Here is a 20,996-nt window from a genome sequence, read left to right as displayed (position 1 = left end):
GTGATTTTCTTCTGCCATCATATCGCAACGGGCCGACCGACGGCCTGATTGCCAATGAGGGACTATTTGATGGAAGGCTTTTTGTATCAGGCTTCGATTTATCTGGCAGCAGCGGTTATCGCGGTGCCAATCGCGGCCCGGCTGGGCCTCGGGTCGGTGCTGGGATACATCGCCGCGGGCATCCTGATCGGGCCGGTCTTTGGCTTCGTGGGGCACGAAACCGAAGAATTACAGCATTTCGCCGAATTCGGCGTGGTGATGATGCTGTTTCTCATCGGGTTGGAGCTGGAGCCAAAGGCGCTTTGGGACATGCGCCACAGGCTGCTTGGCCTGGGCGGGTTGCAGATTGGCGTGACAACGGTGCTGGTGCTCATGGGCGCGATGGCGCTTGGCCAGGTCTGGAGCGTTTCGCTGGCAATCGGGCTGATCTTTGCGCTCTCCTCGACCGCCATCGTGCTGCAGACCCTGTCGGAAAAGGGATTGATGCAGACCGGCGGTGGGAGATCTGCGTTCTCCGTCCTGCTGACACAGGATATCGCGGTCATCCCCATGCTTGCGCTTCTGCCGCTTCTCGCCCTGCCGAAACCCCCCGAAGAGGTCCTGGGCGGTGTCTTGGATCGGATCTCCGGCGGGGGCAGCAGCGGCACGGACGACCATCACGACGCCACAGGGCATGGCCATGAAGCGGCATTGTCACTGGTCGATGGCCTGCCCGGATGGGGCGTGACCCTTGTGACCATCGGGGCGGTTGCTGCTATCGTGCTGACCGGGGTTTACCTGACCCGTCCGGTCTTCCGGTTCATCCACGCGGCCCGCCTGCGCGAGATGTATACCGCGCTGGCGCTCCTGATCGTCGTTGGCATCGCCTTCCTGATGAACCTCGTGGGCCTGTCCCCGGCCCTGGGTGCTTTCCTCGCCGGCGTGGTCCTGGCCAGCAGCGAATTCCGCCATGAACTCGAAGGCGACATCGCGCCTTTCAAGGGCCTCCTCCTTGGCCTCTTCTTCATCACCGTCGGCGCCGGGATCAATTTCACCGTCCTCTTCAGCGAATTCATCATCGTTGTCGGGCTTGCCCTGGCCATCATCCTGCTCAAGGGCGGCGTGCTCTATGTGCTGGGCCGTATCTTCAAGCTTCATGGCCGCGACCTCTGGCTTTTTACCCTGTCTCTGGCGCAGGCGGGTGAATTCGGCTTTGTCCTGATCTCCTTCTCAAGCCAGACAGAGGTCATCCCCCGCGAGATGACCGAGCTGCTTCTGCTGGTCGTCGCGATCACGATGCTCATCACCCCGCTGCTCTTCATTCTCTACGATTGGCTGTCCCACCGGATGGAAGAGGGCGGCACCCTTCATGAACCTGACGAGATCGACCATGAAGGCCCCGTCATCATCGCCGGTATCGGCCGGTTCGGGCAGATCGTGAACCGGCTGGTCCGCTCCAGCGGATTTGAAACGGTGGTGCTTGACCACGACCTCAGCGCGATCCAGCGCATGCGCCGCTTTGGCGTCAAAGGTTTCTTTGGCGACCCGTCCCGGCCCGAATTGCTTCTGGCGGCGGGGTTGAAAGAGGCCAAGGTCCTGGTCGTGGCCCTTGACGATACCGAGGCCGCCATCCGCCTTGTCTCCTTCGCCCGCCGTGAACGCCCGGATCTGCATATCGTGGCGCGCGCCCGCGACCGGACCCATGTGTTCCGCCTCTATCAGGCCGGCGCCAACGACATCGTGCGCGAGCTTTTCGACAGCTCGCTGCGGGCCGGGCGCTATGTGCTGGAAAATGTCGGCCTTTCAGAGTTCGAGGCCTCGGAACTGGAAACCGCCTTCTACCAGCATGATCGACAATCGGTGCGTGAATTGGCGGCGTTGTGGAACCCGGACATCCCCACGACTGAAAACACCGCCTATATTGCCCGCGCGCTGGAGCTGGAGAAAGACCTGGAAACCATGCTTCTTTCGCAACTCGAAGAAGCCGCCGCCGGGCAAGCGGAAAAAACCGAGGACTGATTACCCGGTCGCCACCCCGGCCTCGGCAAAGGTCGCCATACCGAAGTGACAGGCAACTGCCCCCTTCAGCACCCCGATGGCCAGCGCCGCACCCGATCCTTCGCCCAACCGCATGTCCAGAGACAAAAGCGGCACCTTGCCGATACGGGCCAGCAGCGCCGCATGGGCCGCCTCGGCACTCTGATGTCCCGCAACCGTATGGTCCAGCGCATCGTCGCACACCGCGTGCAGGCAGCATGCCGCGGCGGTGCAGATGAACCCGTCGAGGATGACCGGGATACGCAACAGGCGCGCCCGCGTGACCGCCCCGGCCATCGCCGCAATCTCGCGCCCGCCAAGGCAACGCAACGCTTCAAGGCCATTTTCCCGCGCCGCCTCGTTGCGTGCGACACCTTCGGAAACGACCCGGGATTTGAGCGCAACGCCCTCGGCATCCACGCCGGTTCCCGCGCCAGTCCAATCCTCCGCCTTGCCACCGTAAAGCGCGAGGGCAATGGCCGCCGCGCTGGTCGTGTTGCCGATCCCCATCTCCCCGGTCACCAGCAAATCACTGTCAGGATCGACCGCGTCCCAACCCGCCCGTAGCGCAGCAAGGAACTCCTCTTCGTCCATCGCGGGCCCCTGGGTGAAATCCGCCGTGGGCTGGTCCAGCGAGAGCGCATACACATCCATCCGGGCATCGACGCTCCGCGCCAGTTGGTTGATGGCTGCGCCCCCATGCTCGAAATTCGCGACCATCTGCGCGGTTACCTCGGATGGAAAAGCCGAGACGCCCCGCGCCGTTACCCCGTGGTTTCCGGCGAAAATGACGATCTGTGGGCGGGTCAGTTGCGGGCGCGGATCGCGTCGCCAACCGGCATACCAGGCGGCCAACTCTTCCAACCGGCCCAATGACCCCGGCGGCTTGGTCAATTGCCCGTCGCGGGCGATCGCTTGCGCGCGGGCCTCGGCGTCGATCCCGGGAAGGTCCCCCAGGATATCGGCAAATTCGGCCACGGTCGAGAATGCTTGGGTCATCGGTCTGCTCATTGCATATTGGCTTGGGCCTGTGTATCGCAGCCCGGTCAACAGACACAGCGGAAAAGACGCAGGATATGGTCAAAAACGACACCCCACCCCCGACGCCTTCGGACGTAGTCGAGGCGCTGGCGCTGCTGACCCGCCTGCCTGTTCCCGCGGGCGACAGCGCGCGCGGGGCCGCGGCGGCCTGGGCCTATCCGCTGGTGGGCGTGGTGATTGGCGGCATCGCGGCGGTGGCCGGGGCAATCGCCTATTGGCTGGCGCTTCCCCCGCTGCTCTGTGCGCTCCTGTCCCTGGCCACGATGATCGTCCTTACCGGCGCAATGCACGAGGACGGGCTGGCCGATACCGCTGACGGGCTTTGGGGGGGATGGACGCGCGAGGCGCGGCTTGAGATCATGAAGGACAGCCATATCGGCACCTACGGCGTTCTGGCCCTGATCCTCTCGTTCGCTGCCCGTTGGGGCGCGCTGTGGCTTCTGTTCGAGGCGGGCGTTGGCCTCGCCTGTGCCGCCCTGATCGTGGGTGCTGCGGTGTCACGCGGCGCAATGCCCGCGCTGATGGCCTATCTGCCCCATGCTCGCGACACGGGCCTGTCGCAAAGTGTCGGCTCAGCCTCCCCCGCGACCGCCTGGATCGCGGGCGGGATTGCGGCGCTTGTTGCTCTTCTTTTTGCCGGGGCGTCGATGTTCGGTGTGGTGATATGGGCCGTCGTCCTGACCCTCGCCATTGCCATGGTCGCACGGCGCAAGGTCGGTGGGCAGACCGGTGACATCCTCGGCGCCTGTCAGCAAATCACTGAAATTGCCGTGCTTTGGAGCCTTCTGGCCTGAACCTGCGCGCCAACGCAGGCAAAGAAAAACCGCGCCGGGCAAGGGCGCGGTTCCTCCATTTCTCTTCGGGCAAAGCCTCAGGCGGCGCGCGATACCAGCACGTCATCCACCTGCTTGGTGGCCTCAACCTCATCGCCACCGCTCACGGCGGCCACTTCGCGGGTCAGACGCTCAAGTGCGGCTTCGTAAAGCTGCCGCTCGGAATAGCTCTGTTCGCGCTGATCATCGGTGCGGTGCAGGTCGCGCACCACTTCGGCGATCGCGATCAGATCGCCCGAGTTGATCTTTTGCTCGTATTCCTGCGCCCGGCGCGACCACATGGCGCGCTTGACCTTGGCCTTGCCTTTCAGCGTGGTCATCGCCTTGGAGACGACATCCGGGCTCGACAGGCTGCGCATGCCGATCTCGGTCGCCTTGTTGGTGGGCACGCGCAGGGTCATCTTGTCTTTCTCGAAGGAGATCACGAACAACTCCAGCGTGATACCAGCGATTTCCTGCTCTTCGATCGAAACGATCTGGCCAACCCCATGCGCGGGGTATACGACATAGTCATCGGGCCGAAACTCGAACTTCTTGGACTTGCTCATTCAGGTCTTCCTCGTGCGGGTGATGCCAGTCCGTCGCCTCAGGAAACACCGGGCCACGGGGGCCATTAACGGGTTTCATTTGACGCAAAGAAATCCATCCCCCAACGCAAGTGCGGGCAAATGGATATCTGGCAGGTCTCTACATTTGTGACAGAACCATAACACAAAAACCGGTCTTGCGAAAGACCGCCCCGCAGCGATACATGCTCATGTGTATCAAATTAAGCGTTTAACTGCGTGGATTTAGACGTTTTGACCAAATCGCTTCACCGAAAACAAACGAATCGGTTCAGACGGTTCAGCCGCCCTCGCCCGGCGCTTCGGAGAAGTATTTCTCCAGCTTGCCCTCTTCACCATCGCGCTCTTCCGCCTCGGGCAGCGGGTCTTTCTTGGTGATGATGACCGGCCACATTTCCGAATATTTCCGGTTGAACTCGACCCATTTTTCCATATCCGGCTCAGTATCCGGGCGGATCGCGTCCGCGGGGCATTCCGGCTCGCACACGCCGCAATCGATGCACTCGTCGGGATGGATGACCAGCATGTTTTCCCCCTCGTAGAAACAATCCACGGGGCACACCTCGACGCAGTCGGTGTATTTGCAGGCGATGCAGGCATCGTTGACGATATAGGTCATCTTGGTCTCATCATTTGATCGCGCAGCCCTCACCTAATCCACAGGCGGGGATCAATCAAGCCGAAGGCATCACTTCACGGCTTATTCAGATCGAGTTTGCGGCGATCTCTCTTGGTTGGCCGCCCTTTTCCCTCATAGCGCGGCGCGGATGGGCTGATTTCCTCGGAATCGGCGCTTTCGGCGGACGGTGTCATGTCATCATAAAGCGCCTGTGCCTCCGGGGCAGGCCCGCGGCGAGTGCCGAGGGCGAGGATACGCACAACGCGGATGACCCGCGCCTGGGGAAAGGTCAGCACATCTTCGGGGCCTACCTGATGGGCGGGTTTGCTCACGCGGGTGCCGTTCACGCGGACATGGCCCGCACTGACCTCCCGCGCGGCAAGGCTGCGCGTCTTGAAAAAACGCGCATGCCATAACCATTTGTCCAGGCGAAGTTTTTCGGGCTGATCCGTCACCACGGCACCCGCATTCAGGTCTTGTCCTTCAGCCTCATAAGTGCCGCCGCGAACGGGTTGTCAGGATCAATGCGATCCTTCTTCTGCGGCTTGGCCGAATAGGACTTGGCACCTTGGTCCTGCTTGCCCCGCGACTTGCCACGACCCTGCTTGCCCTGGCCGGGTTTGCCTTTGCCCCCGGGTTTGCGGTCCTGCTGCGGGCGATTGCCGCGGTTGCCGCGCGATTTCGGCGCCCAGGTGAAGGTGTAGAAAACCTCGATCTCCGGCGCGTTATCGGCCTCATCGGCGTCGGGGGCCACGCCCGGGGTAATTTCGCCCTCGGTCTCCGCTGGTATCTCGGCGGGAACTTCCGCCGCGTCAGAAGGCTCGGCCGCGACCGGGGCGGCACCTTGATCGGCAATCTCTTCGACGGGAGCTTCCACCGGCGCGGCGGCCTCGGGTGCGGCAGGTTCGGCCATGGCCGCATCAACCGCTTTCACCTTCTCGCGTTCACCCTTCTCGGCCCGGTATCCAAGACCCTGCATCAGATCGGCGAACTGCTCCAGCGTCATGCCGGTGATCGACAGCATGTCTGCCTTGGCCTCAAAACCATTGCGGCTGTCCTCGGTGCGTAGCATGTCGGCCAACCGCTCAAGCATGTCGATGCGGATCGCCCGTTCGCCAGCGGCGCGGTATCCCGACATGGTGTGATAACCGGTCGGAACAGCCCCGGCCTCACCGGCGGGAACGGTTACCAGACCCGGCGGCGGCGCTTCAGGAAACTCCGACAACTCCTTGGAAAGAGACCACAAAACAAGCCTCAACCGTGTCGGTGCGGGTTTCAGAAGAAGCGGCATGAAGATCGTGAACTGCCCAAAGCGGACACCGTGTTTGCGAAGCGCGCCCCGCGCGTCCTGATCCAGTGCCTTGACCTCATCGGCCACCTCGCCGCGCGAGATGATGCCAAAATTCTCGACCATCTGGAAACCAAAGCCGCGCGCCAACCCGCTCAGGGTTTCGTCACGCTGGATGTTCAGGAGCGGCTCAAAAAGCGTCGTGACTTTGCGGTCGATGAAATGCTGCAACCGGCGCTGCACCTTCTGCGCCACATCCGCACCCGCCTCGTCGTCGACAAAGGCCACCGCCTGCGGTTTCAGGGGATCGGCACCGGCCACCATCTTGCCGACGGCATCCTTGCCCCACATCAACCCACCCTGTTCGGTGAAGTCGATCTCGGTATCCGGCGCGTTATAGAACCGGTCCGCCTTGAGGTGGAAATGCGGGGTCAACGCCTGCAGGCTGGCCTGGGCCACGGTCTTGGCCTCCTGGCCCCCGGCACCCTTGTCCTGAATGAACCGGAATCCCTCCAGCCGACCGACAAATTCGCCTTCGACCGTTACGTCGCCACTATCGTTTACTTCGGCCACCATGGCCTCCTTCTGCTTGAGCCGGCGCAATAGCACGGATGTGCGCCGGTCCACAAATCTCTGCGTCAAACGCTCGTGCAGCGCGTCCGACAGGCGGTCTTCTACCGCGCGCGTTGCGCCCCGCCAATGGTTTTCGTCCTCGACCCACCCTTTTCGTTGCGCCACGTAAGTCCAGGTGCGGATAAAGGCCAACCGTGTCGACAATGTGTCAATGTCACCATCCGTCCGATCAATCCGCCGCACCTGCCGGGCCAGCCAATCCTCTGATATCCGGCCCTTTTCATGTAGATCACTATAGATAACGCTCAACAGGGCCGCATGTTCCGCATGGCTGATCCCGCGAAAATCGGGAATGCGGCAGACATCCCAAAGGAGCCGGACCGCTGGACCGTCGCCCGCGCGCGCGCGGATTTCCGCCTGTCCCGCCAAGGACTTGAGTGCACGGAGGTCATCGGCCTCCCGTCCCCGCGCCAGCAGATCGTTGTCGGGCCTTGCCTCAAGTGAAGCAATGAGCGCATCGACGGAGCCGAAGACCAGATCGGAATTCCGCCATTCCAGTTTACGAATGGGCGTGAACTGGTGATCCATGATCGCGCGGGCGACTTCCTCGGGCAGGTCCGGCGCCTCGCCGGTCACCCCAAACGTGCCGTGGCTCATTCCCCGGCCCGCGCGGCCCGCGATTTGTGCCAGCTCATTGGGGGCCAAATGCCGCATCCGCCGGCCATCGAACTTGGTCAGCGACGAAAACGCCACGTGGTTGATATCAAGGTTCAGCCCCATACCGATCGCATCGGTCGCCACGAGGTAATCCACATCGCCATTCTGATAGAGGTCAACCTGCGCGTTGCGCGTCCGCGGGCTGAGCGCGCCCATGACAACCGCGGCGCCGCCCTTCTGACGGCGCAAAAGCTCGGCGATGGCATAGACGTTATCGACCGAAAAACCGACGATGGCACTCCGCGCTGGCATCTTGCTGATCTTCTTCGGGCCGGAATAGCTCAGTTGTGACATCCGCTCGCGGGTCAGGAATTCGGCCTTTGGAACCAGCGCCGCGATCGTCTTGCGCATGGTCTGCGCGCCCAAAAACTGCGTCTCGCGCAGCCCCCGCATGTTGAGCAGCCGGTCGGTAAAGACATGACCCCGCTCGGGATCGGCACAAAGCTGTACTTCGTCCACCGCCACGAAATCCGCGCCCATGCCCTCGGGCATCGCCTCGACGGTGCAGACCCAGTATTTCGTGCGTTTTGGCACGATCCGCTCTTCACCAGTGACGAGCGCCACGACCGACGGCCCGCGAATGGCGACGATCTTGTCATAGACCTCCCGCGCCAGAAGACGCAGCGGCAGGCCGATCACGCCCGTCGGATAACCCAGCATCCGCTCGATCGCGTAATGGGTCTTGCCCGTATTCGTAGGCCCCAGCACCGCCAGGATCCGTGACTGCTCGGCCATCGGCCTGCTCCGTTCCTGTCAGAGGTCTTCGCCTTCCAGCGACTGCCCGAGGCGGTCCAGCACCTCGGAGGTATCTTCGAAATGCGGATGGATCTCCAAGACACGGCTATAGGCTTCATAGGCCATCTGCGGCCGGTCCAGTTCTTCGAGTATCACGCCAAGCCCATAGATCGCCTCGAAATTACGCGGTCGCAGGGCCAGCGCCCGTTCAAGGTCCGAAATCGCCTGACCAAACAGGTCCGCTTGCCGGTAAGCCACCGCCCGCAGGTGCCAGCCTTCGGCGAATTCCGGCGCATGATCAGTCAAAGCGGTCAGGTGTTCGATCGCCGCCTCGGTCTCTCCGGCCTCCAGCGCATCGCGACCACGCTTCAGAAGCAGATCCATCGCCGACGACCCCGAACGCGATAGTTCAAGCGTTATTTCCTTGCCGATTTTGACCGCTTCGGCCTCTTCGGCTTGCAGCAGTTGCGCATAGAGTCGGTCCAGACGTGCCTGATCCGCCGCAGCGCAAGGTATGGAAAACATGACTATCGCGCCAAATGCCGCAACGGTATTCTTGAGGAAGTGATTCAGTGCGCTCATAACAGCGTAGAGTTTAGCGTGCGCAGCCGGAATTCAAACCCCCGCGCTGTCAAAATCGGAGGAAACGCAAATGAGCGACGTAATCACATCCGCTGTGGCGGCCCTGAACGAAAAGATGGGCAGTGACGGTTTTTCGGGAACGGCGAAGTTCGTCATCGAAGACGAAGGTGCCATCATGGTCGATGGCGATGGTGCGCGCGCCGGCGACGATGAGGCGGACGTGACCCTGTCGGCGGATGCCGAGACATTCCAGTCTATCCTCGAAGGCGACCTTGATCCGACGGCGGCCTTCATGACCGGCAAGCTGAGCGTCGATGGCGACATGGGCATGGCGATGCAGCTCGGAAGCGTACTCAGCTAATGGAAAACGCACCCTTTTTCGCGGAAATCGCGGATGGTCCTGATGGCGGAGAGGCCTGGTGGCTGACGGCCGATGACGGGGTGCGTATCCGGGTGGCAGCCTGGGCAAAAGACGCGTCCAAGGGAACGGTTCTGCTGTTCCCTGGCCGCACTGAATATATCGAGAAATACGGCCGCACGGCGGCCCATCTGGCCAAGCGCGGCTATGCCACGCTGGTCATCGACTGGCGCGGCCAGGGGATCGCCGACCGGTTGGTCACTGACGCGATGGCCGGTCATGTCCTCGAGTTCAGCGATTATCAGCGCGATGTTGCCGCGATGGTTGCTGCCGCCGAAAAGCTGGACCTGCCCAAACCGTGGCATCTGCTGGCCCATTCCATGGGCGGCTGCATTGGCCTCAGGGCGGCGCTGAACGGGTTACCGGTCAATTCCTGTGCCTTTTCCGCCCCGATGTGGGGCATCCAGATGTCGCAGACGCTGCGGCCCGTCGCGTGGTCTCTGTCCTGGGGCGGGCGGCGGTTTGGCTGGGGTCACCTTGTGGCGCCGGGGACATCGCCGGAAAGCTATGTGCTGATCGAACCGTTTGAAAGCAACAAGCTCACCAACGACCCTGAAATGTATCAGTACATGATCGACCAGACACTGGCGCAGCCAACCCTGGCGCTTGGCGGCCCGAGCCTGCGTTGGCTTTACGAGGCGCTCAAGGAATGTCGGTACCTGTCCCGCCTGCCCTCACCGGACATGCCAAGCGTGACCTATCTTGGATCGGACGAGCAGATCGTCGACGTCCCGCGCATCGACGACCGTGTGAACCGCTGGCCCGGCGCCCGGCTTGAGATGGTCGACGGTGGCAAGCACGAATTACTGATGGACAGCCCGGATATCCGCGGGCGCGCCCTCGACACCTATTGCGACATGTTCGACGCGGCCACCGAGGCCCCTAGGGATCATACGTCACGTTCAGCTGTTGGCGGCCAAGGCCGGTAATTTCAAGCGTCATCACGTCACCGTCCTTCAGGTATCGCGGCGGCTTCATGCCCATGCCAACACCCGGCGGCGTTCCCGTGGCAATCACGTCACCCGGATGCAGGGACATCATCCCGCTCAAGTAAGAGATGATATGCGCCACCGAGAAGATCATCGAACTGGTATTGCCCGTCTGCATCCGCTCGCCATTCACATCCAGTGACATATCAAGCGCTTGCACATCCGGGATCTCATCCGGGGTGACGAGCCACGGCCCAATCGGCCCGAACGTGTCGCAGCTTTTGCCCTTGGTCCACTGCCCCTTGCGTTCGATCTGGAACTCGCGTTCCGAGACGTCATTGGCAATCGTGTAGCCTGCCACATGATCGAGCGCGTCGGCCTCGGAGACGTATTTCGCGTGTCTGCCGATCACGATGGCCAGCTCCACTTCCCAATCCGACCGGGTCGAACCGCGCGGCATCAGGACGGTGTCTGTTGGGCCGATAATGGCCGAGGTGGCCTTCATGAAGACAATTGGCTCGGGCGGCGGTTGCAGCCCCGCCTCTGCCGCGTGATCCGAGAAGTTGAGCCCGATACAGACAAACTTGCCGACACCACCCACCGGCGGCCCAAGGCGCGGCTCTCCCGGCACCAGTGGCAAGCTTGCCGGGTCGACCGCGGGCAGATTACCAAGCGCCTCGCCTGCCAGATCGTCGATATGATCCGACAGATCCCGCACCGCGCCATTCGCGTCCAACACCCCGGGCTTTTCCTGCCCCGCCTCGCCATATCGCACAAATCTCATGGTCTCGTCGCTCCCGCTGTCATTTTCCGGCAGCATAGCCGCCGCCGCCCAGCCCGCAAGACTGGCCATTCGCGCGATTCCGCCTAATCTCTCCTCATGGTTCTGCGTTTCAAGCCTGCGGGCATCTATTGCCCCGCCGGAGACTTCTACATCGACCCGTGGCGTCCGGTGGATCGGGCGCTCATCACCCATGGCCACTCAGATCATGCGCGCGCGGGCCACAAACGCTATCTCTCAACTGATATCGCGGCGCCCGTGATCCGCCACCGGTTGGGCGATATCACGCTGGAGACCATCCCCTATGCGCGGGAGATCAAGATCGGCGATGCGCGCGTGTCGTTCCACCCGGCGGGCCATGTCCCCGGCTCGGCGCAGATCCGGGTCGAGGTCGCGGGTGAGGTCTGGGTCGTCTCAGGCGATTACAAGGTCACGCCCGACGCGCTCTCGACCCCGTTCGAGCCGGTCAAATGCGACGCCTTCATCTCGGAATGCACCTTCGGCCTGCCGGTTTTCACCTGGCCCGCCGAGGAGGTGATCCGCGCGGAAATCAACACGTGGTGGGCCAGCAACGCCGCCGAAGGACGGGCGAGCCTGCTGGGCGCCTATTCCTTTGGCAAGGCGCAGCGGGTGTTGAGCCTGTTGGACGCCGGGATCGGCCCGATCCTCACCCATGGCGCGGTCGAGAACACCAATGCGGTCATGCGCGCGCAGGGTATCGCCTTGCCCGACACGATACAGGTGACGCCCGAGACCGACCCCAAGGCGCATCCGGGCGCATTGGTCCTCGCCCCGCCCTCGGCGCTTGGTTCCGCCTGGGCGCGACGCTTCGGGGCGCAATCCACCGGTTTTGCCTCGGGCTGGATGCGGCTGCGCGGGGTGCGGCGGCGGCGCGCGGCGGATCGCGGTTTTGTCCTCTCAGACCACGCGGACTGGGCCGGACTCAATAGTGCGATTGCCGATACTGGCGCGGAAAAGATATTCGTAACGCATGGTTACACGGATATCTTCGCGCGCTGGCTAAAGGACCAGGGGTATGATGCGGAGGTTGTCCCGACCGAGTTCACCGGCGAAACGCTCGACGATGGGGACGCAGAATGAAACGCTTTGTCGCCCTCTATTCAACCATCGACCAGACGACGAAAACGACCCGCAAGGTCGCGGCCCTGGCCGCGTATTTCGCCGCTGCGCCCGACGATGACAAGCTCTGGACGATCGCTCTTTTCTCCGGGCGCCGCCCGCGCCGGGCAATTACCACGACCAAGCTGCGCGAATGGGCGGCGGAGCGTGCAGGCATCCCGCTCTGGCTCTTTGAAGAAAGCTATCCGATCGTGGGCGATCTGGCGGAGACCATCGCGCTGGTCCTGCCACCGCCGAGCGCCACCCATGATGACAGCCTCACAGACTGGATCACCCGGCTGCGCGCGCTGGACCAGGCGGAAGAGGCCGACCGGAAAACCGCCATACTCGACGCCTGGGACCGGATGGAGGCGGCCGAGCGGCTGGTGTTCAACAAGCTGCTCACGGGCGGGTTCCGCGTTGGCGTCAGCCGCAAGCTGATGACCCGGGGGCTGGCGCAGGCCACCGGGCAGGACGAAGCCGAACTTGCGCATCGGTTGATGGGCGACTGGACGCCAGAAACCACCACCTACCGCGCGTTGATCGAAGCGCCTGATCCGTCTGCAGGCCTCTCGCGCCCCTATCCGTTCTGCCTCGCTCACGCGCTTGAAGGCGCGCCCGAGGATTTGGGGCAACCGTCGGAATGGGTGGCCGAATGGAAATGGGACGGCATCCGCGGTCAGATCATCCGCCGGGGCGGCGCGCATTTCGTCTGGTCGCGCGGTGAAGAGCTGATGACCGACCGTTTCCCCGAGTTCGCGCGGCTTTGCGACTATCTTCCCGATGGCGTGGTAGTCGATGGCGAAATCCTCGCTTGGGATCACGCCGGGGATGGCCCCCTGCCCTTCAACGACCTGCAAAAGCGCATTGGCCGCAAGACCGTGCCCAAAAAACTGCTCAAGGACGCGCCGGCGATGCTGGTCGCCTATGATCTGCTGGAAAACGACCATACCGACCTGCGCGCGCAGCCCTTTGCCGAGCGGCGCGCGGCGCTTGAGGCATTGCTCAGCCAGACACCAGATGACGCGCCGATCCGCCTGGCCCCGCTCCTGCCGAATGACGACTGGCGCGCCCTGGCTGACCTGCGCGGTGCGGCACGGGACAAACGCGCCGAGGGCTTGATGCTCAAACGCGCAAGCAGCCCCTATCATGTGGGCCGCAAGAAAGGCGATTGGTGGAAATGGAAGCTCGACCCGCTGACCATCGACGCGGTGATGATCTATGCCCAACAAGGCCACGGGCGGCGCGCCAACCTCTTTACCGATTTCACCTTTGCGGTCTGGAACGGCAACGAACTGGTGCCCTTCACCAAGGCCTATTCCGGCCTGACCGATGCGGAGTTCCGCAAGATCACCGCCTGGGTGCGCAAGAACACGCTGGAACGCTTCGGCCCGGTGCGGCGGGTCACGCCGGAACATGTTTTCGAAATCGCCTTTGAAGGCATCGCACCATCGACAAGGCACAAATCCGGCGTCGCCCTGCGCTTCCCCCGCATGGCCCGTTGGCGTCATGACAAATCCGCGGCGCAAGCCAATACCCTCGACGATCTTAACGACATTTTGGCGCAATACGGTTGAGGCCCGCGCCCGTCCCGCCTATGTCAGATCAAACGCAATCAGGAGATCCATATGTTGCACGACGTTCAGCCCACATTTGACGCCACAGACGCGACCGGCGGGAAAGATCTTGGCAACCTGCCGGAATGGGACCTGAGCGATCTCTATGCCGCCGAAGATGCGCCCGAGCTGACCCGTGATCTGGAATGGCTGGAAGAGGCCTGCGCAAGTTTTGCGGCGGATTACGAAGGCAAGCTCGAGACGCTGGATGCGGCGGGGCTTCTGGAATGTATCCACCGGGATGAGAAGATCAGCAATATCGCCGGTCGGATCATGTCCTTCGCCAGCCTGCGCTACTACCAGTTGACCACTGATGGCGACCGCACCAAGTTCCTGTCCGACTGCCAGGAAAAGATCACCAACTTCACCACGCCGCTGGTCTTCTTCACGCTGGAACTCAACCGGCTGGATGAGGACAGCCTCAAGGCGATGTACGCGGAAGACGCTGATCTGGCCCGCTATGCGCCGGTGATCCGCCGCATCCGCGCGATGAAGCCGCATCAACTCAGCGACGAGTTGGAGAAGTTCCTGCACGATCTGGGTGTCGTAGGCGATGCCTGGGAGCGTCTCTTCGACGAGACCATCGCCGGGCTGACCTTTGACGTGGACGGCGAAGAGCTGAACATCGAAGGCACGCTCAACCTGCTGACCGAGCAGGACCGCGCCAAACGCGAGGCGGCGAGCCGCGAGTTGGCCCGCGTCTTTGGCGAGAACATCCGCACCTTTGCCCGCGTCCACAACACGGCGGCCAAGGAAAAGGAAGTGATCGACCGCTGGCGCAAGATGCCCACGGCACAAACCGGACGGCATTTGTCGAACGACGTGGAGGCCGAGGTAGTCGAGGCGCTGCGCGATGCCGTGGTTGCCGCCTACCCCAAGCTCAGCCACCGCTATTACGAGCTCAAGCGCAAATGGCTCGGCCTTGACGTGATGCAGGTCTGGGACCGTAATGCGCCCCTGCCCATCGAAGACACCAGGGTCGTGGACTGGCCCGCCGCGGAAAAGACCGTGATGGACGCCTACTCCGCCTTTGACCCGCGCATGGGGGATCTGGCGCAGCCGTTCTTTGACAGGGGCTGGATCGACGCGGGCGTGAAACCCGGCAAGGCCCCCGGCGCGTTCGCGCACCCGACCGTGACAACGGTGCACCCATATGTGATGCTGAACTACCTCGGCAAACCGCGCGACGTGATGACACTCGCCCATGAGCTGGGCCACGGCGTGCATCAGGTGCTGGCCGCAGATCAGGGCGAACTTCTGGCCTCAACCCCGCTCACGCTCGCCGAAACCGCCAGCGTGTTCGGCGAGATGCTGACCTTCCGCACCATGCTTGACAACGCCAAGGACGATGCCGAGCGCAAGGTGCTGCTGGCGGGCAAGGTCGAGGACATGATCAACACCGTCATCCGCCAGATCGCGTTTTACGATTTCGAATGCAAATTGCACGCCGCCCGGCGCGAGGGCGAATTGACGCCGGACGATATCAACGCGCTCTGGATGAGCGTCCAGGCGGAATCCCTTGGCCCCGCATTCGAGTTCATGGACGGCTACGAAGCTTTCTGGGCCTATATCCCGCATTTCGTGCATTCGCCCTTCTACGTCTACGCCTATGCCTTCGGCGACGGGTTGGTGAACGCGCTTTATGCGGTTTACGAGGAGAACCCCGACGGGTTCCAGGACAAGTATTTCGACATGCTGCGCGCGGGCGGATCAAAACACCACAAAGAGCTTCTGGCGCCCTTCGGCCTTGATGCGTCGGATCCGAAATTCTGGGACAAGGGCCTGTCGATGATTTCGGGCTTCATCGACCAGTTGGAGGCGATGGAGGATTGATCAGGGCTGCTTGTGCAGCACGATGAAATCACTCATCCAGTGACCCTCGCGTTCGGATTGTGAGATCAGGCCTTTTAGCAGGCTCACGGCACTGGGGGATGTGACCGGCACGATATGGTTCATCCCCTTGCCATCGGACACTTCCGAGAAATCGACGACCTTCACATCAAGCCCCTCCACGTTCTCGGGCGAGTTCACCACGCCAAGCCGGGGTTTGCGCCCGCTCAGCAAGGCGGAAATCCCGAGGGCGCGGTCCTGCTCGGAGGTGAAGATAATGAAGGGTTGCGGCAGTTTCCCGATCGCCTCTGCCTGACGGCGGAACAGGTCCGGGTCGATATCGGGCGACATCAGCACGACGCCGTTGATCCGGCTCAAAAGACGCCTGTCGCCCCGCAGTGCCGCCTGGCGCAAGACCTCCATGGTCAGGTGCGAGCCCACGGAATGCGCCATCAAGAAGACCTTTTCCCCCGGCGCGGCGGTCAAGGCCTGCAGCACCGTTTCAAGATCGTCCCTGGCGAAGAGAACGCTGTCGCGGTCATAGACATATCCGCGCGGATCGCCTGCCGAGGGCCAGGAGAACAAGACCGCCGGGTTGCGGTCATTGAAGTCGGTTCGGATCTGCGCCAGACGGTACATCGCCTCGGACAGGGTGTTGTTGTAGCCGTGGATGAAAACCAGCGTTTCCCGCCCCGGCGTCGACCGCTGAACCCGCCGCGCCATGTCGGACGCGCCGTCGAAAACCTGCGTGTCAGTCACGACGAAATCGGTCCGGGCATCCGGCGTCCCCCGCGCCCATTCGATCTGACCCACTTCATGGGTCGGCGGGACCGAAACATCGACCCGGAAGTAATTCAGCCGCGTCGGACGTGCCTCGCCGAAGACCGGCCCGGTCCGATCAAGCGCCCGGGTCGTGGCCACGTAAACCGGCTGAATGCTGCCCGACGGATCCGGGGCGGCGCGCATGGCGGTATCGCGGGAGGTGCAGGCCACCAGAACCAGCAGGCATGACGCGGCGGTCACCCACCTAACGGTTTGTTTGAGCGTTCTTTTTCCGCGTGCAGAACCCATGAAAAACCTCTCCCGGTTGCCCGGAAGAGGTTAAAGTGAATTCGACCTGCCGAAAAGGCCCTAGGCTTGGGTTAGCATGCCCTTTTCCTGCGCCAAGGTCCGCATGCGCTTCTGCAGCTTCTCAAAGGCGCGCACCTCGATCTGGCGGATCCGCTCGCGGCTCACGTCATATTCGGCGCTCAGGTCCTCAAGCGTGATCGTCTGATCGCTCAGGCGGCGTTGGGTCAGGATATCCTTCTCGCGATCGTTGAGCACATCCATCGCCTCGGCCAGCAACTCACGGCGCGCTTCAAGCTCATCGCGGGCCTCGTAATCCCCGGCCTGGTCGGCATCTTCGTCCTCAAGCCAGTCCTGCCATTGCATCGTCCCCTCACCTTCGGAGCCGATCTGCGCATTGAGCGACGCATCGCCACCGGACATCCGGCGGTTCATGCTGATGACCTCCTCCTCGGTCACGCCCAGATCGGTTGCGATCTGCTTGACGTTGTCGGGATGCATGTCACCGTCTTCGAGCGCACCGATCTTGGCCTTGGCCTTGCGGAGGTTGAAAAAAAGCTTCTTCTGCGCGCTGGTGGTACCCAGCTTCACAAGGCTCCAGGAGCGCAGGATGTATTCCTGAATGCTCGCGCGGATCCACCACATGGCATAGGTCGCCAGACGGAAACCGCGTTCCGGATCGAACCGTTTGACCGCCTGCATCAGGCCCACATTGGCCTCGGAGATCACCTCGGCCTGCGGCAAGCCATAGCCGCGATAACCCATGGCGATCTTGGCCGCCAGGCGCAGGTGGCTCGTGACCATCTTGTGCGCGGCCTCGGTGTCTTCTTTCTCGACCCAGGCTTTGGCCAACATGTATTCTTCTTCCGGCTCCAGGAGCGGGAATTTGCGGATTTCCTGCATATACCGGTTCAGACCACCTTCGGGCGTCGGTGCCGGCAGATTTTTGTAGTTACTCATGCCTCTGTCCCTCCCAATGTTTAGGGCGTTAACATTAATGTAGGGTCGCCATATGCGCCAATCAAGGCACGTGAACTGAATAGTTTAACAAAATATGAATGCACAGATCCAAAAATGCGAGAGGGACCTCTGCATTTTCACACAATAGTGCGAAAAGTTTCAGGTTTTCAGCGCGCTAATCAGATCGGCCATATCCCGCGGCATCGGCGCCTCAAACCGGATTTTCTCTTTTGTTACCGGATGTTCAAAGCCAAGCACGGCCGCATGAAGCGCCTGTCGCGGGAAATTTCGGGCGGCCTCGACAGCGCCTTCGCCGATGGATTTCACCGCAAGTTTCCGCCGACCACCATAGGTCGGATCGCCGATCAACCCATGACCCACATGGGCCATATGCACCCGGATTTGATGCGTTCGCCCTGTTTCAAGCCAACATTCGATGAGTGCCGCAACCCCGGGCGTGCCAAATTGTTCGACGATGCGCGCGCGGGTCACCGCATGACGCCCGCACTCGAACAACACCGCCTGCTTCTGCCTGTCAGTCTTGTGGCGGGCCAATTGCGTCGTGATACGCATGATATTGCCGGGCTCGAAACTCACCCCGCGAACACCGCGCAAACGCGGATCACTCGCGTCCGGCACCCCGTAGACAACCGCCCGGTAGTATCGCTCGACGCTATGGGCTTCAAACTGCGCCGCCAGTCCATGATGCGCCTGATCCGATTTAGCAACGACCAGCAAGCCACTGGTTTCCTTATCAATTCGATGCACGACCCCAGGACGTTTTTGCCCCCCGACGCCCGAAAGATCGTCGCGGCAATGGTGCAACAAGGCGTTCACCAGCGTCCCGTCCGGCGTTCCCGGCGCGGGGTGCACCACCATCCCCGCAGGTTTGTTAACCACGATCAGGTCATCATCCTCGAAAACCACGTCAAGCGGAATGTCTTCGGGTCCAATATGGCTCTCGGCAGCGTCCGGCACGATGATCTCGGCCACATCCCCTTCGGCCACCTTGGTCTTGGGGTCACGCACCAGCACGCCATTCAAAACCACCTGCCCGTCGGCGATCAACCGGCCCAACCGCGTCCGAGACAGGTTCGCCGCCTCTGGCACATCGCGCGAAAGCGCCTTATCAAGACGTCCAGGCGGATCGGCAGCGATCCGGAACCTCAGCGGTGTGGAGCCCATGACAAACAGTCCTGAAACGCAACCGGTCGATCCGGCGCTGGTAAAATATCTGCGCATTCTCGTCACGGTCCTGACCGTCACGATGATTCTGGGCTTCATAGTGATCGTGGTTCTCTTTGTCACCAAGTTCTCGGACGCGTTCAGCGCCGATTTGCCCGACACGATCACCCTGCCCGACGGGAGCACCGCCGCAGCCTTTACGCAGGGCAAGGGCTGGTACGCCGTCGTTACGGATGACGACAGGATCCTGATTTACAACCAGAAAACCGGCGCATTGCGCCAAACCATCGCCATTGAAAACCAGTCTGAGTGAGGGATGGTACCACCTCCCCGGCTCGAACGGGGGACCTCCTGATCCACAATCAGGCGCTCTAACCAACTGAGCTAAGGCGGCACTCAACGGCGATGTAACTTTTTGACCGGTGAAATGCAAGCCTGTTACACGGCAAAAAACCCGCGATTGCCGGAAAAAATCGCACCACCGGGCCGCTTGCCAAGCCCTGCCAAAACCAGTACCTGAGCCGTCAGCAAAGGAGGCCGCCATGGGCATCAACTCGGAAAGCGACATCGAAGCCAACCTGCAGATTGGCCCGACGGATCAGGGCATGGTCCGCCTTTACATTGAAGCGCAAGATATTGAAATACCGATGGATTTCTCGCCTGACGAGGCCGAGGAAATTGCCGCCGAAATCATCGCCGCCGCCAAGATCGCCGGTGGAAAGAAATCATAGAACCGGATCGCGTAGCCCCTGCAGCCGCAATCCCGCATGACGGGCAAAGCGGCGGGTCAGTGCCGTGCGCCGCGCCGCGGCCAGTTTGCTTTCGGGACCCATGCGGATGATCTCGGCGTCGTAAGCATCGGCGATGATCAAACCGGTGCCATCGGGCAGCAGATCGGTGGGAAAATCCGCATCGACCGCCCAGAAATACCTGTCGCACCACTCCAGATACCCCTCCCATTTCGCATCGGACGTGAAATCCGCCCGGCTGGATTTGCACTCAATCACCCAGATTTCACCCTTGGGGCCAAGCGCCATCACGTCCACGCGCTTACCGCGTTCGGGCATGAATTCTTCAATAGAAACAAAATCGTACTCCAAAAGAAGCCGACACACGCCACGGGCCAGCATCTGCCCTGGCATCAGGTTTTTCTCGCGCAGGTCGTCCATCCGACAATTATGAACAAAAGATGAACATTTGCAACCCCTTGCCGCCGCCCGGGGGACACATTAGGTAGGCATTGGCGGGTTCTGCGCTTCTTGTGAACGGTTGCATTCCGGTGGCCTTAAGCAATTCCGAGGGAGCTGGCTCTGTCCGGGCCGTGGTCCGGTTACCCGGCGCCCACCTGTATATACAGGTCCTCGGGAATGAGATAACCCCACGGTTCGTGCGGTCCCGCCACTTTCATTCCTCAAGACAACGAATGGCGCGCGCACGCCACCGTTCGGTCCACGACGACCACTCAGCTCCCGATTTTCAGGATTTGTTCAGGAAATCGCCAGACCGCCGCGCATCGACACGTACCGGAACGGGTGCAGGCTCGCGCCGCATCACCCGACCGCGGTGCCCCCCGCGCGGCTCGTCATCGTCGTCGTCCTTCATCCGCATCACCGCGATGGCGAATTGCACACCGGCAAAGACGATCCCGTTTGCGACCCACAGGATCAGAACCGCAAGCCACCCCTTGTCTGAATGCGTGACGAGATGCCAGAGATTGCCGATATTGAACCACAGCAGCATGGCGACGAAAACGGCAGCCAAGGCGAAGCCGATGGCAACATTGATGATGTAGAGACGGATCAACTTGGGCATGGGGCGACTCGCTCAAATTACCTGTGACGGAGTCTAGCACACTTGCAAGCCACCTCAAGCGGTTGTGCAGGAAGCCGCGCACGCTTCGCGGGACTAGCGCATCTCGACGCCCACAGTTCAGGGATCGAAACACTCTTCGAGGACAATAAGCGTTCGGCGTGAGCCGTTGAGTGGGGCAGCCCCCTGCGAAAACAAAACAGAAAACCGGGCTGAATTTGATCCAATTTTCACGTGCAACGTAAGATCGGGTATAAGGGTGTTGCCACCAGAAGCCCCGTATCGCGCCCAAGCCGGCGCGCAGAAGCAGG

The 20,996-nt window shown here is 61.8% G+C and carries 21 protein-coding genes and 1 tRNA gene; 9 read left to right on the top strand and 13 right to left on the bottom strand.

Annotation, left to right across the window (positions count from 1 at the left end):
* Window positions 1-69: 69 nt before the first annotated feature.
* Window positions 70-1,998: a cation:proton antiporter gene (locus RBB29_RS17880; protein WP_306115690.1), complete on the top strand. Its 1,929-nt coding sequence runs from the start codon at window positions 70-72 to the stop codon at window positions 1,996-1,998.
* On the opposite strand, the gene cobT is transcribed toward RBB29_RS17880, so the two are convergent.
* Window positions 1,999-3,015 carry a nicotinate-nucleotide--dimethylbenzimidazole phosphoribosyltransferase gene (cobT, locus tag RBB29_RS17875; protein ID WP_306115689.1) on the bottom strand — a complete coding sequence of 339 codons (1,017 nt, stop codon included), beginning with the start codon at window positions 3,013-3,015 and terminating at the stop codon, window positions 1,999-2,001.
* A 77-nt stretch (window positions 3,016-3,092) separates the two neighbouring features.
* On the opposite strand from cobT, the gene cobS reads away from it, so the two are divergent.
* Entirely contained in the window at window positions 3,093-3,851 is a 759-nt protein-coding gene (gene cobS, locus RBB29_RS17870) for an adenosylcobinamide-GDP ribazoletransferase (RefSeq protein WP_306115688.1), read from the top strand.
* Between the two features lie 77 nt (window positions 3,852-3,928).
* On the opposite strand, the gene RBB29_RS17865 is transcribed toward cobS, so the two are convergent.
* The 5 genes from RBB29_RS17865 to RBB29_RS17845 all read right to left on the bottom strand — a co-directional run bounded on the left by RBB29_RS17865 (window position 3,929) and on the right by RBB29_RS17845 (window position 8,913).
* On the bottom strand, window positions 3,929-4,438 hold the full coding sequence (locus tag RBB29_RS17865) for a CarD family transcriptional regulator (RefSeq protein ID WP_306115687.1): 510 nt from the start codon (window positions 4,436-4,438) through the stop codon (window positions 3,929-3,931).
* A 298-nt stretch (window positions 4,439-4,736) separates the two neighbouring features.
* Window positions 4,737-5,075 carry a ferredoxin FdxA gene (fdxA, locus tag RBB29_RS17860; RefSeq protein WP_085798266.1) on the bottom strand — a complete coding sequence of 113 codons (339 nt, stop codon included), beginning with the start codon at window positions 5,073-5,075 and terminating at the stop codon, window positions 4,737-4,739.
* Between the two features lie 74 nt (window positions 5,076-5,149).
* Window positions 5,150-5,530: an RNA-binding S4 domain-containing protein gene (locus RBB29_RS17855; protein WP_306115686.1), complete on the bottom strand. Its 381-nt coding sequence runs from the start codon at window positions 5,528-5,530 to the stop codon at window positions 5,150-5,152.
* Window positions 5,531-5,544: 14 nt separating this feature from the next.
* Window positions 5,545-8,388, bottom strand: coding sequence for a helicase-related protein (locus RBB29_RS17850; protein ID WP_306115685.1), 2,844 nt, complete (start codon window positions 8,386-8,388; stop codon window positions 5,545-5,547).
* 18 nt (window positions 8,389-8,406) lie between these two features.
* Window positions 8,407-8,913 carry a tetratricopeptide repeat protein gene (locus tag RBB29_RS17845; RefSeq protein WP_306121194.1) on the bottom strand — a complete coding sequence of 169 codons (507 nt, stop codon included), beginning with the start codon at window positions 8,911-8,913 and terminating at the stop codon, window positions 8,407-8,409.
* Window positions 8,914-9,040: 127 nt separating this feature from the next.
* On the opposite strand from RBB29_RS17845, the gene RBB29_RS17840 reads away from it, so the two are divergent.
* Together RBB29_RS17840 and RBB29_RS17835 are read left to right on the top strand one after the other, a co-directional pair.
* A complete protein-coding gene (locus RBB29_RS17840) occupies window positions 9,041-9,331 on the top strand; it encodes an SCP2 sterol-binding domain-containing protein (protein ID WP_306115683.1) in 291 nt (96 codons plus the stop codon).
* The gene (locus RBB29_RS17835; protein ID WP_306115682.1) at window positions 9,331-10,317 is read left to right on the top strand and encodes an alpha/beta hydrolase; all 987 of its coding nucleotides are present in this window, start codon (window positions 9,331-9,333) and stop codon (window positions 10,315-10,317) included. Before RBB29_RS17840 ends, RBB29_RS17835 begins: the two co-directional genes overlap by 1 nt.
* Here the strand turns inward: RBB29_RS17835 and RBB29_RS17830 are convergent.
* Complete coding sequence (locus tag RBB29_RS17830; protein ID WP_306115774.1) at window positions 10,271-11,101, bottom strand: fumarylacetoacetate hydrolase family protein; 831 nt, start codon at window positions 11,099-11,101, stop codon at window positions 10,271-10,273. The genes RBB29_RS17835 and RBB29_RS17830 overlap by 47 nt on opposite strands.
* Window positions 11,102-11,197: 96 nt before the next feature.
* Between RBB29_RS17830 and RBB29_RS17825 the strand changes: the two genes are divergently transcribed.
* Genes RBB29_RS17825 through RBB29_RS17815 form a run of 3 tightly spaced genes read left to right on the top strand, consistent with a single transcriptional unit; the run spans window position 11,198 to window position 15,666 of the window.
* Complete coding sequence (locus RBB29_RS17825) at window positions 11,198-12,199, top strand: ligase-associated DNA damage response exonuclease (protein ID WP_306115681.1); 1,002 nt, start codon at window positions 11,198-11,200, stop codon at window positions 12,197-12,199.
* Window positions 12,196-13,794 carry an ATP-dependent DNA ligase gene (locus RBB29_RS17820; protein ID WP_306115680.1) on the top strand — a complete coding sequence of 533 codons (1,599 nt, stop codon included), beginning with the start codon at window positions 12,196-12,198 and terminating at the stop codon, window positions 13,792-13,794. The genes RBB29_RS17825 and RBB29_RS17820 overlap by 4 nt, the downstream gene beginning before the upstream one ends.
* Before the next feature lie 51 nt (window positions 13,795-13,845).
* On the top strand, window positions 13,846-15,666 hold the full coding sequence (locus RBB29_RS17815; protein WP_306115679.1) for a M3 family oligoendopeptidase: 1,821 nt from the start codon (window positions 13,846-13,848) through the stop codon (window positions 15,664-15,666).
* Here the strand turns inward: RBB29_RS17815 and RBB29_RS17810 are convergent, their stop codons facing one another.
* The 3 genes from RBB29_RS17810 to RBB29_RS17800 all read right to left on the bottom strand — a co-directional run bounded on the left by RBB29_RS17810 (window position 15,667) and on the right by RBB29_RS17800 (window position 18,876).
* A complete protein-coding gene (locus tag RBB29_RS17810; RefSeq protein ID WP_306115678.1) occupies window positions 15,667-16,734 on the bottom strand; it encodes an alpha/beta hydrolase in 1,068 nt (355 codons plus the stop codon).
* A gap of 60 nt (window positions 16,735-16,794) precedes the next feature.
* On the bottom strand, window positions 16,795-17,691 hold the full coding sequence (rpoH, locus tag RBB29_RS17805; protein ID WP_306115677.1) for an RNA polymerase sigma factor RpoH: 897 nt from the start codon (window positions 17,689-17,691) through the stop codon (window positions 16,795-16,797).
* A 159-nt stretch (window positions 17,692-17,850) separates the two neighbouring features.
* A complete protein-coding gene (locus tag RBB29_RS17800; protein WP_306115676.1) occupies window positions 17,851-18,876 on the bottom strand; it encodes an RluA family pseudouridine synthase in 1,026 nt (341 codons plus the stop codon).
* Here RBB29_RS17800 and RBB29_RS17795 point away from each other — a divergent pair.
* Window positions 18,875-19,189, top strand: a complete 315-nt coding sequence (locus tag RBB29_RS17795) for a DUF6476 family protein (RefSeq protein ID WP_306115675.1) — start codon at window positions 18,875-18,877, stop codon at window positions 19,187-19,189. The genes RBB29_RS17800 and RBB29_RS17795 overlap by 2 nt on opposite strands.
* A 4-nt stretch (window positions 19,190-19,193) precedes the next feature.
* Here the strand turns inward: RBB29_RS17795 and RBB29_RS17790 are convergent.
* Window positions 19,194-19,270: transfer RNA gene (locus RBB29_RS17790), tRNA-His, on the bottom strand.
* 148 nt (window positions 19,271-19,418) lie between these two features.
* Here RBB29_RS17790 and RBB29_RS17785 point away from each other — a divergent pair.
* Complete coding sequence (locus RBB29_RS17785; RefSeq protein ID WP_306115674.1) at window positions 19,419-19,607, top strand: DUF6324 family protein; 189 nt, start codon at window positions 19,419-19,421, stop codon at window positions 19,605-19,607.
* Here RBB29_RS17785 and RBB29_RS17780 read toward each other — a convergent pair.
* Window positions 19,602-20,045 (bottom strand): MmcB family DNA repair protein, encoded by a 444-nt coding sequence (locus RBB29_RS17780; protein ID WP_306115673.1) that lies wholly within the window; start codon window positions 20,043-20,045, stop codon window positions 19,602-19,604. The two genes, RBB29_RS17785 and RBB29_RS17780, sit on opposite strands and share 6 nt — an antisense overlap.
* A 307-nt stretch (window positions 20,046-20,352) precedes the next feature.
* A complete protein-coding gene (locus RBB29_RS17775) occupies window positions 20,353-20,688 on the bottom strand; it encodes a hypothetical protein (protein ID WP_306115672.1) in 336 nt (111 codons plus the stop codon).
* Window positions 20,689-20,996: the final 308 nt, after the last annotated feature.

Origin of the sequence: Roseovarius sp. MMSF_3359, from assembly GCF_030733385.1 — a bacterium.
In the GTDB taxonomy this organism is placed as follows: Bacteria; Pseudomonadota; Alphaproteobacteria; order Rhodobacterales; family Rhodobacteraceae; genus Roseovarius.
The sequence above is the reverse complement of the archived record's forward strand: the minus strand, read 5'-3'. Positions and strand labels throughout refer to the sequence as shown.

Bases quoted from the DNA above. Each gene is read 5' to 3' on its own strand.
- fdxA (WP_085798266.1), bottom strand. From the start codon at position 5,075: ATGACCTATATCGTCAACGATGCCTGCATCGCCTGCAAATACACCGAC.
- RBB29_RS17775 (WP_306115672.1), bottom strand. From the start codon at position 20,688: ATGCCCAAGTTGATCCGTCTCTACATCATCAATGTTGCCATCGGCTTC.
- RBB29_RS17850 (WP_306115685.1), bottom strand. From the start codon at position 8,388: ATGGCCGAGCAGTCACGGATCCTGGCGGTGCTGGGGCCTACGAATACG.
- RBB29_RS17810 (WP_306115678.1), bottom strand. From the start codon at position 16,734: ATGGGTTCTGCACGCGGAAAAAGAACGCTCAAACAAACCGTTAGGTGG.
- RBB29_RS17800 (WP_306115676.1), bottom strand. From the start codon at position 18,876: ATGGGCTCCACACCGCTGAGGTTCCGGATCGCTGCCGATCCGCCTGGA.
- RBB29_RS17830 (WP_306115774.1), bottom strand. From the start codon at position 11,101: ATGAGATTTGTGCGATATGGCGAGGCGGGGCAGGAAAAGCCCGGGGTG.
- RBB29_RS17865 (WP_306115687.1), bottom strand. From the start codon at position 4,438: ATGAGCAAGTCCAAGAAGTTCGAGTTTCGGCCCGATGACTATGTCGTA.
- cobT (WP_306115689.1), bottom strand. From the start codon at position 3,015: ATGACCCAAGCATTCTCGACCGTGGCCGAATTTGCCGATATCCTGGGG.
- RBB29_RS17845 (WP_306121194.1), bottom strand. From the start codon at position 8,913: ATGTTTTCCATACCTTGCGCTGCGGCGGATCAGGCACGTCTGGACCGA.
- RBB29_RS17785 (WP_306115674.1), top strand. From the start codon at position 19,419: ATGGGCATCAACTCGGAAAGCGACATCGAAGCCAACCTGCAGATTGGC.
- RBB29_RS17780 (WP_306115673.1), bottom strand. From the start codon at position 20,045: ATGGACGACCTGCGCGAGAAAAACCTGATGCCAGGGCAGATGCTGGCC.
- cobS (WP_306115688.1), top strand. From the start codon at position 3,093: ATGGTCAAAAACGACACCCCACCCCCGACGCCTTCGGACGTAGTCGAG.
- RBB29_RS17835 (WP_306115682.1), top strand. From the start codon at position 9,331: ATGGAAAACGCACCCTTTTTCGCGGAAATCGCGGATGGTCCTGATGGC.
- RBB29_RS17840 (WP_306115683.1), top strand. From the start codon at position 9,041: ATGAGCGACGTAATCACATCCGCTGTGGCGGCCCTGAACGAAAAGATG.
- RBB29_RS17820 (WP_306115680.1), top strand. From the start codon at position 12,196: ATGAAACGCTTTGTCGCCCTCTATTCAACCATCGACCAGACGACGAAA.
- RBB29_RS17825 (WP_306115681.1), top strand. From the start codon at position 11,198: ATGGTTCTGCGTTTCAAGCCTGCGGGCATCTATTGCCCCGCCGGAGAC.
- RBB29_RS17880 (WP_306115690.1), top strand. From the start codon at position 70: ATGGAAGGCTTTTTGTATCAGGCTTCGATTTATCTGGCAGCAGCGGTT.
- RBB29_RS17815 (WP_306115679.1), top strand. From the start codon at position 13,846: ATGTTGCACGACGTTCAGCCCACATTTGACGCCACAGACGCGACCGGC.
- rpoH (WP_306115677.1), bottom strand. From the start codon at position 17,691: ATGAGTAACTACAAAAATCTGCCGGCACCGACGCCCGAAGGTGGTCTG.
- RBB29_RS17795 (WP_306115675.1), top strand. From the start codon at position 18,875: ATGACAAACAGTCCTGAAACGCAACCGGTCGATCCGGCGCTGGTAAAA.